This window comes from Mycobacterium sp. TH-M82, from assembly GCF_057473605.1.
In genome coordinates this window covers 1-10,336 of sequence record NZ_JBYCKY010000509.1, presented here as the reverse complement: position 1 = coordinate 10,336, position 10,336 = coordinate 1, and the positions used below count along the sequence as shown (strand labels likewise).

Here is a 10,336-nt window from a genome sequence, read left to right as displayed (position 1 = left end):
CCGCAGCGCGGAGTGGCCGACCAGGAAGCCGGCGTTGACGGCGATGCGGCCGTCGAACCGCGCCAGCCAGTCGTGAAACGACGACCATTCCCAGTCCAGCCCGGCACGCAGCGCGTCCAGCGGCATACCCTCGACTCGGGCCAGCATCCGGGTGAGGTAGTCCTGCTGGCCGGGCGCCACGGGCGCCAGCGTGAAACCACAGTTGCCGCCGAAGACGGTGGTGACGCCGTGTTGCACCGACGGGCTGGCCGTCGGATCCCAGAACAGCTGCGCATCGTAGTGGGTGTGCAGGTCGACGAAGCCCGGCGCAAGCACCTGGCCCTCGGCGTCGACGGTCCGGGTCACCGGTTCGTCGACCTTCCCGGCTGCCCCCACCGCCACGATGCGCCCGCCTTTGACGCCGACATCCCCGCGGCGGGCGGGTGTCCCGCTGCCATCGACAATCTCGGCATCGCGAATCAGTAAGTCCAGCACTGGATCTCCTAGCTTTGATTCAGCCAGCCATTGTCCGGCAGTGGGTGGTGGAATAGTTCCGCGGCGTTGCCGTGCGTGATCCGGGCGGCGTCCTCGGGCGACAGGCCCGCGACGTTGCGCCCGACCACCTGCTGGGTGTCCGGCCAGGTGGAATCGGCATGCGGGTAGTCGCTTTCGACGAGGATGCGGTCGGCCCCTATCGCGTCCAACGCGCCGAACGCTTGCGGGTCGTCGATCGAGCAGAACCAGAAGTTGCGCCGCAGCACCTCGCTGGGCAGCAGCTCACTCTGCCAGGCGCCGCCCTCCTGCCCGGATGCGGAGTGGGCAAGCACGTAATCGGCACGGTCACCCAGCATCGCCGCCCAGCCCAGGCCGCCCTCGGCCAGCGTGACGTTCAGCCGCGGAAATCGCACCGGTACACCGGACCACAGCATGTCCGCGCAGGCGACCAGCGCGTTCACCGGGAAGAGCGTGGTGATGGTCTCGAACGGGGTGTCCGGCGCAGGAATCGGTGCCCACTGGGCCGATCCGGTGTGCAGGCACACCACGGTGCCGGTCTCTTCGCAGGCGGTGAAGAACGGGTCCCACACCCCGGTGTGCAGGCTTTCCAGCCCGCACTGCGCCGGCAGCTCGGGGAAGCTGACCGCCTTGAAGCCGCGGTCGGCGTTGCGGCGCAGCTCCTCTGCCGCCAGTTGCGGATCGGCCAGCCACGGCAGCTGCAGCGGGATGATGCGCTGCGGGAAGGTACCGGCCCACACCTGCAGATGCCAGTCGTTCCAGGCGCGCAGCACCGCCAGCCCCAGCTCGGGGTCCTTGCTCTTCCAGAACACGGTGCCGGAGAAACCAGCGATCAGTGACGGGAAGTTCAGCGACGCCCAGATGCCGGCCAGGTCCATGTCGGCGATCCGGGCCTTGATGTCCCAGCAGCCGCGGCGCATCTCGTCGAACCGGGCGGGCTCCATGCTCCATTCCTGTCGCGGCCGGCCGATGACCGCGTTGAGGCCGATGTTGGGGTATTCGCAGTCCTCGTAGCGCCACACCTGCCGGCCGTCGTCGGTCTCGACGATTTTCGGCGCCCGGTCGGCCAGCGCGGCGGGCAGCCGGCCGTCGAACATGTCGGGCGGCTCGATGATGTGGTCGTCGACCGAGATCAGAACGTGGTGACGCTCGCGGGGGGCTGGGTCGGGCAGCAGCGCCATAACCAAAACCCCTCTTCTCGGTCTATGCCCGATGTCACGACGGTGTTCGGGGCTCCCGTCCAGGCTGATCGGCCGATCCTGGCAGCGTCAACGGTGCTAGCAGAAGTTGAAAAGCCGGTGCGTACACGGGTAAGCACCGGTCGTCTCAACGAGCGACTCGACCTCCCACTACAGTGAGAGAGATGACTTAAATTATCTCAAGTTGAGAATAATATCCTCACCCCTCTACGTCGTGTAGCAGGCTTGACCCATGCCTCGCAACGATTGGCTTGTGGGTGGCGATCGCCGCAAGGTCGCCGCCGAACGCATCTACGCCGCCGCCACCGACCTCATCGCACATGAGGGCCCGGACGCTTTCGACATCGACACCTTGGCCGCCCGTGTCCACTGTTCCCGGGCGACTATCTACCGCTACGTGGGCGGCAAAGCGGAGATCCGAGATGCCGTCGCTGCCCGCGCTGCGGCCAACATCATCGCAACCGTGCGTCAAACCATCGAGAATCTGACCGGCCCGGAACGGATCGTCACCGCGATCACGGTGGCACTCAAACGGATCCGATCCGACCCATTAGTGCAATTGATGATCACTTCGGCCCGGGTCGACGAGGTGGCCTGGATCACCGCGTCGCCTTGGGTGACCGGCTTGACAACCGACGTCACCGGACGCGCCGACCCTGATCCACAGGCCGCCCAATGGCTCGTCCGCGTCGTCCTGTCGCTGTTGTACTGGCCCATCAGCGATAGCAGCGCCGAACGCCAGATGGTGCAACGATTCATCGCGCCGGCATTCGCCGAGCACACCTAGATTAAGGTGGGCTGCTGCCCTCAGGGCGACAGCGTGATCGCCTGCTCCGGGCAGTTCTGCTCACCAATGGTGGCCTGCTCCTCGAGGTTGCCGGAGACGTTCTCCACACGGACGACACAGTGCCCGATCTCGTCGGCATCGAAAACCTCGGGTGCCAGCGTGTAGCAACGCCCATGTCCGACGCAGCGATCCGGATCAACGGAAACGCGTTTCACGGTGCCGGCACCGGGAAGATCAGCGGCAGCGTCTCGACCGAGCGCAACGCACGGGTGTAGGCGAGCTCGATGCCCGGCTTGATCTCGTAGTCCGGGATCCGACGATGGAACTCGCGCAACGCCACCCGCAGCTCCATGCGGGCCAGGTGAGAACCGAGGCAGCGGTGCGGACCACCGCCGAACGCGCGGTGCCGATTCGGATTGCGCCCGAAATCCACGAGCTCCGGGTCGGGGAAGTCGGCCGGATCGGTGTTGGCCGCACCGAGTAGCGGGCTGACACGTTCGCCCTTGCTGATCGGGCAGCCGGAAACCTCGACGTCTTGCATCGCGACACGAACGACTCCCGGCACCGGGGTCTCCCAGCGCAACAGCTCTTCGATGGCGCTGGGCAGGAGGTCGGGCTGCTCGACGAGCTGTCGACGGTGGTCGGGATGGCGTGCCAGGTAGACGAAGAAGCAGTCCAGCGAATCGGTGACGGTGTCCAGCCCCGCGATGAGGAACAGGAAGCAGATGTCCAGCAGCTCCTCGCGCGACAGCGGCCGACCGCCGACGTCCGCGGCGATCATCGCGGACATGACGTCGTCGCGTGGGCTGGCGATGTGGTCGTCGATGGCACGCTCGAAATACTCGTAGATCTGTTGCGCCACGGGCTCCGCGGCCTTCCCGTGCTCCTCATAGCCCTGCACCCCTTCCGGACGGATAACGCCGTCCTTCCAGGCCAGGAAGGTGTCCAGATCCTGCAGCGGCAGGCCGAGCAGCTGCAGGAACACCGTGCACGGCAGCGGGACGGCGAACTCGGTGTGGAAGTCGCACTCGCCCCGATCGGCGAAGCTGTCGATCATCTCGTTCACCAGCGCGGTGACACGCGGTTCCCGCCGGGCCATCTCGCGGGGAGTGAACAGTGGGTCGAGGACACGGCGGTACTTCGCGTGCTCGGGCGGGTCGATCTGCAGCGGGATGAGCGGCCGCAGGTTGCCCAGAGCGACGGCATCCATGTTCGACGCGAACAACTCGGTGTGTTTGAGTGCTATCTCGATGTCGGCGAGACGGCTCAGGACAACCACCTGCGGTGTCCGGAACACCGGAGTCGACTCGCGCAACGCCTTGTACATCGGCTGCGGCTCAGCCACACCCGTCAGCGTCTGATCGACGAACCCGTCGGTGTCTGTCATGCCGTTCAGCTTGACATCAACATCAGCTGTGGGCAATGGGCCGGATTTTTGGCTATCCCGGGACCGGGTGGCGCACGAACGCCCGCGGCTCAGTGAAGGCCCTGATCCCCTCGGCGCCGAGCTCGCGGCCCAGGCCGGACTGGCCGACGCCGCCGAACGGCAGCCGGGGATCCTGGGCCGCCATCCCGTGGCAGTTGATGCTGACCGTGCCGGCGATCAACTGCGCGGCGACCCGGTCGGCCAACGCGTCGTCACCCGTCCACACCGACGCGGTCAGCCCGAAGTCGGTGGCGTTGGCCGCGGCGACGGCGTCGTCGACGCCGCGATAACCGAAGATCGGCAGCACCGGCCCGAACTGCTCCTCGGTGCTCAGCGCGCAGCCGGCGTCGACATCGGTGACCACGGTCGGCAGCACGAAATACCCGTCGGCGTCGGCGTCGGCGTCGCGGATCCGGCCGCCGGTGCGGACCATGGCACCGTGCGCTTGCGCGTCGGCGATCAGTGCCTGCACCCGGTCGCGCCCGGCGGCGGTGTGCAACGGTCCGAGCGTGGTCTCGTCGGCCAGGCCGTCACCGACCACCTCCGCCTCGCACCGCACCAGCACCGCATCGGCCACCTCGCCGACCCGCTCGGCCGGGACGTAGAGTCGCTTGATCGCCATGCAAACCTGCCCGCCGGTGGTGTAAGTCGCGGTCACCAGCTGTTCGATGAGCTCGTCGGTGACCGCCAGATCGGGTGCCAGGATCGCGGCGTCGTTGCCACCGAGCTCCAGCAGAACCGGGGTGAGCCGCGCCGCCGCGGCCGCCATCACGGCACGTCCGGTGGCTACCCCGCCGGTCAGCGAGATGACGTCGACACCAGGATGCGCCACCAGGGCCTGGGCCAGTTCGCGACCCGGGCCGGCCAGTACGTTGACCACGCCCGGCGGCAGCGCGGCAGCAAATGCCGCACCGAAGGCCAGTGCCGCCAGCGGACAGGTCGGCGGCACCTTGACCACCGCGGTGTTGCCTGCGGCCAGCGCCGAGGCCAGCTTGGTGACCATCAGCGACAGCGGCCAATTGAACGGCAGCACCAGCGCGGCCACCCCGTAGGGCTCGCGCTGCAGCCGCGGGTAGGCCGCCTGCGGGTCCATCGGTTCGGGTGCCAGCGCCGCCTCGGCCATCGATCCAACCAGTTTGGCGGCGACCGGTGCGATGTTGAGCTCCAAGGTCGCCTCGGCGAGCACCTTCCCGTGCTCGCGGGTGTACAGCCGGGCGCCCTCTTCGTCAATGAGTTGCCCGGCTGCCGCCGTTGCCGCAGCGGTGACGGCGGCGACCCGCTCGGCGACACGCAGAGCGCGCCAGTCCGCCCCCGCTGTACGGGCCGCCTGCACCGCAGCGTCGAGCTGGGCACGGTCGGCGGCCGGCGCGTGGCCGGCGATCTCGGCCGGCCGGGCCGGGTTGTGCACGGGATAGGTCCCGGCGGCTCCCGGCTGGCGTGCGGTGCCGATGGTGAGCATTGCGGTGGCAGTCTCGTCGCCCGTCATGGCCCTCCTTGACAGCCCGTTTCCCGCCTGCTTGACCTGGCGCGGTGGTGCCGCCATGGTAGATGACTATGACTCGGGTTTCGGGTTCGCCTTCGTGAAGGCGGTCGTGCTGCGCGAGGTCGGACAACCCGCCGCGGTGGAGGACGTCACGCTCCGCCCGGTCGGCCTCGGTGAGGTCCGGGTCCAGTTGGCCGCCAGCGGGATCTGCCACACCGACCTGTCGGTGCGTGACGGCACTATGCCGGCGCTGCTGCCGTGCACACTCGGCCACGAAGGCGCTGGGACCGTCATCGAGGTCGGCGACGGGGTCACCACCGTCAGTGCGGGCGACCACGTGGTACTCAGCTGGACTGTGCCATGTCGGCGTTGCACGTACTGTCTGCGCGGCGAAACGCAACTGTGTCCGCGCGGATTTGAGCATGCCTTCGGCCGGCCGTATGGCGACAGCGACGGCCCGGTCTGGCCGTCGATAGGCACCGGGACGCTGGCCGAGCAGACGCTGGTGCCCGCGGCCGCGGCGATACCGGTCGACCCGGCGCTGCCCCTCGACCATGCGGCGCTGCTCGGGTGTGCGGTGATCACCGGGGTGGGCGCGGTGCTGCGCACGGCGGTGGTCCGCCCGGGCGAAAGTATGCTGGTGATCGGTTGTGGTGGCGTGGGTTTGGCGGCGATCCAGGGGGCACGGCTGGCCGGGGCGGCGCGGATCATCGCCGCCGACCGCGTCGCCGGGCAGCTTCCGGCCGCGACAGCCAACGGCGCCACCGACACGGTCGATGCGGGTGGGTCCGACCTGGCCGCCGCGGTGCGTGACCTGACCGGTGGCGACGGGGTCGACCACGCGATCGAGGTGGTCGGCAAGCCGGCCACGATTCGCGCCGCCTACGACGCTGCCCGCCGGGGTGGCACCGTCACCGTGGTGGGTGCGGCCGGTTTCACCGAGACGGTGACGTTTCCGGCAATGGCATTGATGGCCCAGGGCAAGACGATTCGCGGCAGCGTGTACGGCGCCAGTGACCCGTCGCGTGACATCCCGGCGTTGGCCGATCTCGCCCTGCGTGGTCGGCTCGACCTGGAGGCGCTGGTGACGCGGCGGATCGGCGTCGGCGCCGTTGAGGCGGCGTTCACCGACATGGCCGCCGGACACGGGGCACGCAGCGTGGTCTGCTTCCACGCCTCAGCGGCCGACTGATGGACATTGGCTTCATCGGGTTAGGCGGCCAGGGCGCACCGATGGCCCGGCGCATCATCGAGGCGGGCTACCCGATGACGCTGTGGGCCCGTAGATCCGCAACGGTGGCGGCCTTCGCCGACACCGATGCGACGATCGCAGAGTCACCCGCCGAACTCGCTGCCGCCAGTGACGTGGTGTGCCTGTGCGTGGTGGGCGACGCCGACGTCGACGAGGTGACCTCCGGCGGCTCCGCCTACCAGGGGCTGCTGGCCGGGCTGCGGCCGGGCGGCGTGATCGCCGTGCACAGCACCGTGCACCCCAAAACCTGCGAGATGTTGGCCGAAAAAGCAGCTGCTGTCGGCGGATTCGTGGTGGACGCGCCGGTCAGTGGCGGCGGGCCGGCGGCCGCCGAGGGCCGGCTGCTGGTCATGGTCGGCGGCGAGGCCGCGGTTGTCGAGCGTTGCCGGCCGGTGTTCGAAACCTATGCCGACGCCGTCGTGCATCTCGGCGGCTTGGGCTGCGGCCAGCTGGCTAAGTTGGTCAACAATGTGGTGTTCACCGCCAACCTCGGGACGGCGGCGACCGCGCTGGCATTGGGCCGGGCGCTCGGTATCACCCGAGACGGGTTGGCCGAGGTGCTGTCCCGCGGCAGCGGCAACAGCTTCGCGCTCACAATCATTGCGCAGACTGGCGGCACCCTCGACCAGCTTGCGCCGCAGGCCGGGCCGCTGCTGCGAAAGGACGTCCGGCTGGTGGCCGGGCTGGCCGAGGCCCAAGGCGCCGAAGCCGGGGCGGTGCTCGACGCCGCCGATGCCGCCCTGTTGTTGCTGGGACATCCGCGATGAACCGACCAGACAGGAGAACCCGATGGCGATGAATCTGTTGCACCGGCGGTGTTGCAGCTCCGATCGCTGGGCTAAATCGGTGGAGGACGAGCTGATCCCGTGGGCGTTGGCCGAGGTGGTCCTCGGCGACAACGTGCTCGAGATCGGGCCGGGCTATGGCGCCAACCTGCGCGTGCTCATCGACCGGGCGCCGCACTACACCGCCGTCGAGATCGACCCGGTGATGGCGAAGCGGCTGCAGGACGAATACGGCTCGCGAACGCGCGTCGTCAACGGCGATGGAACCGCCACCGGCTTGCCGGCAGCCGAGTTCAGCTCGGTGGTGTGTTTCACCATGCTGCACCATATACCGACTGCTGTGCTCCAGAACCAGTTGTTCGTGGAGGCGTTTCGGGTGTTGCGGCCGGGGGGGGTGTTCGCCGGCAGCGACGGGGTACCCTCGCTGCGCATGCGGGTCGCGCACTTTCGCGACACCTACAATCCCGTCTCCCCCGAGACGCTGCCCGATCGGTTACGACACGCCGGGTTCACCGATGTGGTGACCGACACCAGGAAGGGTCGTCAGCGCTGGCGTGCCGTCAAACGGTAACGCCGATCGGTACCGAGATCAGCGTTACCGGCTCAGCCACTCGGACTTTCGTGCGGCAACGTCGACCTCGGCGTATCGGCGATAGCGAATACCACCCGAACCCCGTCACCGATCTCGGCAGCGTCGGGTCCCGGCTCGCCGAATTCGAAGCCGGTGGCCAGGATCTCGCGCGCGATGAGCGCGCGGTGGGCGTGTGCCCACGCTGCGCGCTCGGCGGGCACCGACATCACCACGCTGATCCGGTCGGAGACGTCCAGGCCGACCGACTTGCGCAGCTCCTGCAGTTCGCGGATGCGGTCCTTGGCCCAGCCCTCGGCCTCCAGCTCTTCGGTGACGGCGGTGTCCAGCACCACCAGGCCCGCGTCGTCGGGCAGGGCCACGGTGAATTCGGGATCGGCCGCAACCAGTCTCGAGGTGTACTCCCCGGGCTGCAGCAGCACCGGCCCGGCGCTCAAGGTGCCGTCGGCGTTGACGACGCCCTCCCCCGCTTTGACCGCCTTGATCGCCGCCTGCACCTGCGGACCCAGCCGGGGGCCGGCCACCTTCGCGTTGACCGCAAGCTCGAAACGGCCGTAGCGGCCGACGTCGCGGGTGATCTCGACGGCTTTGACGTTGAGTTCGTCGGCGATCAATTCGGTGAACTCGGGCAGCTGCGACGGATTCTCCATCGCCACCGTGAGTTTCGGCAGCGGCAGGCGGACCCGCAGCTTGTGCCTTTTGCGCAGCGAGGACGCCGCCGAGCAGACCTCGCGCACCTGGTCCATGGCGGCGACCAGGGCCGGATCAGCCGGCAACGTGCCCTCGGCGGGCCAGTCGGTCAGGTGCACCGACCGCTCACCGGTGACACCGCGCCAGATCATCTCGGCGGCCAGCGGCAGCAGCGGCGCGGCCAGCCGGCAGGTCACCTCCAGCACGGTGTGCAGGGTGTTGATCGCATCGACGTCCTCGTCCCAGAACCGTTGCCGGGAGCGCCGCACATACCAGTTGGTCAGCGCCTCGGTGAACTGCCTCAGCTCGTCGCACGCCCCGGAGATGTCACAGACGTCGAGCTTGGCGGTCAGCCCGTCGCGCAGCTCGGCCAGCTTGGCCAGGATATAGCGATCCAGCACGTGTAGGAAATGGGTCTGCCACACCCCGACTTTCGGGGCATAAAGCGCCAGGAAGCTGTAGGCGTTCCACAGCGGCAGCAGCACCTGGCGGACACCCTCGCGGATGCCGGGTTCGGTGACGACCAGGTTGCCGCCGCGCAGGATCGGCGACGCCATCAAGAACCATCGCATCGCATCGGAGCCGTCGCGATCGAACACCTCGGTCACGTCCGGATAGTTCCGTCGTGACTTGCTCATCTTCGCGCCGTCGCTGCCCAGCACGATCCCGTGTGCCACACAGGTTTTGAATGCCGGCCGGTCGAACAGAGCGGTGGCCAGCACGTGCAGCGTGTAGAACCAGCCGCGGGTCTGGCCGATGTACTCGACGATAAAGTCACCCGGGTAGTGCGCTTCGGCCTCTCCCCCCGCCCCGCCCAGGAACCAGTCGCCGTTTTCGAACGGGTAGTGCACCTGGGCATACGGCATCGAACCGGAGTCGAACCACACATCGAGCACGTCGGGAATGCGGCGCATCGTCGATCGGCCGGTCGGGTCGTCGGGGTTCGGCCGGGTCAGCTCGTCGATGTAGGGGCGATGCAGGTCATCCGGGCGCACCCCGAAATCACGCTCCAGCTCGTCGAGACTGCCGTAGACATCGATGCGGGGATAGTCCGGGTTGTCGGATTTCCACACCGGAATCGGGGTGCCCCAGTAGCGGTTCCGGGAGATCGACCAGTCGCGGGCGCCGGCCAGCCAGTTGCCGAACTGGCCGTGCTTGACGTGTTCGGGATGCCAGGTGATCTGCTCACCCAGCTCGACCATCCGGTCCCGGAGCTCGGTGACGCGCACGAACCATGACGACACCGCTTTGTAGATCAGCGGGCTGCCGCACCGCCAGCAGTGCGGGTACGGGTGTTCATAGGTTTCGTGGCGCACCAGCACCGCCCCGTTGGCCGCCACTGGGCCGGCGCGGTTCTTCAGATCACCGATGATCGCCGCGTTCGCGTCGAAGACGTGCTGGCCCGCATAGTCTCCCACGGTGGCATCGAAGCGGCCACCGGCATCGACCGGGGTGACCGGGGTGATCCCGGCCGAGTCGGTGGCGAACTTGTCGTCTTCGCCGTAGGCGGGGGCCAGGTGCACGATGCCGGTGCCGTCCTCGGTGGAGACGAAATCGGCCGCCAGCACCCGAAAAGCGTTGGGCGCGTCGGCGAAGTACCGAAACGGCGGCAGATACCGCTGGCCCAGCAGCT

At 68.4% G+C, this 10,336-nt stretch carries 10 protein-coding genes; 4 read left to right on the top strand and 6 right to left on the bottom strand.

Going from position 1 to position 10,336, the window contains the following annotated elements:
• Positions 1 to 474, bottom strand: a 474-nt coding sequence (locus AC2VON_RS15780; protein ID WP_486953799.1) for an amidohydrolase family protein, incomplete at its 3' end; no start/stop codon positions are given.
• 8 nt (positions 475 to 482) lie between these two features.
• A complete protein-coding gene (locus tag AC2VON_RS15775; RefSeq protein WP_486953798.1) occupies positions 483 to 1,673 on the bottom strand; it encodes an amidohydrolase family protein in 1,191 nt (396 codons plus the stop codon).
• 250 nt (positions 1,674 to 1,923) lie between these two features.
• On the opposite strand from AC2VON_RS15775, the gene AC2VON_RS15770 reads away from it, so the two are divergent.
• A complete protein-coding gene (locus tag AC2VON_RS15770; RefSeq protein WP_486953797.1) occupies positions 1,924 to 2,478 on the top strand; it encodes a TetR/AcrR family transcriptional regulator in 555 nt (184 codons plus the stop codon).
• Positions 2,479 to 2,498: 20 nt separating this feature from the next.
• Here AC2VON_RS15770 and AC2VON_RS15765 read toward each other — a convergent pair whose 3' ends face one another.
• Genes AC2VON_RS15765 through AC2VON_RS15755 form a run of 3 tightly spaced genes read right to left on the bottom strand, consistent with a single transcriptional unit; the run spans position 2,499 to position 5,390 of the window.
• Positions 2,499 to 2,693 (bottom strand): ferredoxin, encoded by a 195-nt coding sequence (locus tag AC2VON_RS15765; RefSeq protein WP_486953796.1) that lies wholly within the window; start codon positions 2,691 to 2,693, stop codon positions 2,499 to 2,501.
• Complete coding sequence (locus AC2VON_RS15760) at positions 2,690 to 3,865, bottom strand: cytochrome P450 (protein WP_486953795.1); 1,176 nt, start codon at positions 3,863 to 3,865, stop codon at positions 2,690 to 2,692. Before AC2VON_RS15760 ends, AC2VON_RS15765 begins: the two co-directional genes overlap by 4 nt.
• 52 nt (positions 3,866 to 3,917) lie before the next feature.
• Positions 3,918 to 5,390, bottom strand: coding sequence for an aldehyde dehydrogenase family protein (locus AC2VON_RS15755; RefSeq protein ID WP_486953794.1), 1,473 nt, complete (start codon positions 5,388 to 5,390; stop codon positions 3,918 to 3,920).
• Positions 5,391 to 5,445: 55 nt separating this feature from the next.
• On the opposite strand from AC2VON_RS15755, the gene AC2VON_RS15750 reads away from it, so the two are divergent.
• From AC2VON_RS15750 to AC2VON_RS15740, 3 genes are read left to right on the top strand one after another with little or no spacing between them, the layout of a single operon-like run.
• The gene (locus tag AC2VON_RS15750) at positions 5,446 to 6,579 is read left to right on the top strand and encodes a Zn-dependent alcohol dehydrogenase (RefSeq protein ID WP_486953793.1); all 1,134 of its coding nucleotides are present in this window, start codon (positions 5,446 to 5,448) and stop codon (positions 6,577 to 6,579) included.
• Positions 6,579 to 7,406: an NAD(P)-dependent oxidoreductase gene (locus AC2VON_RS15745; RefSeq protein WP_486953792.1), complete on the top strand. Its 828-nt coding sequence runs from the start codon at positions 6,579 to 6,581 to the stop codon at positions 7,404 to 7,406. The genes AC2VON_RS15750 and AC2VON_RS15745 overlap by 1 nt, the downstream gene beginning before the upstream one ends.
• A gap of 22 nt (positions 7,407 to 7,428) precedes the next feature.
• Positions 7,429 to 7,995 carry a class I SAM-dependent methyltransferase gene (locus AC2VON_RS15740; protein ID WP_486953791.1) on the top strand — a complete coding sequence of 189 codons (567 nt, stop codon included), beginning with the start codon at positions 7,429 to 7,431 and terminating at the stop codon, positions 7,993 to 7,995.
• A gap of 32 nt (positions 7,996 to 8,027) precedes the next feature.
• Here AC2VON_RS15740 and AC2VON_RS15735 read toward each other — a convergent pair.
• The coding region (locus AC2VON_RS15735) for a class I tRNA ligase family protein (RefSeq protein WP_486953790.1) at positions 8,028 to 10,336 on the bottom strand (2,309 nt) is incomplete at its 5' end.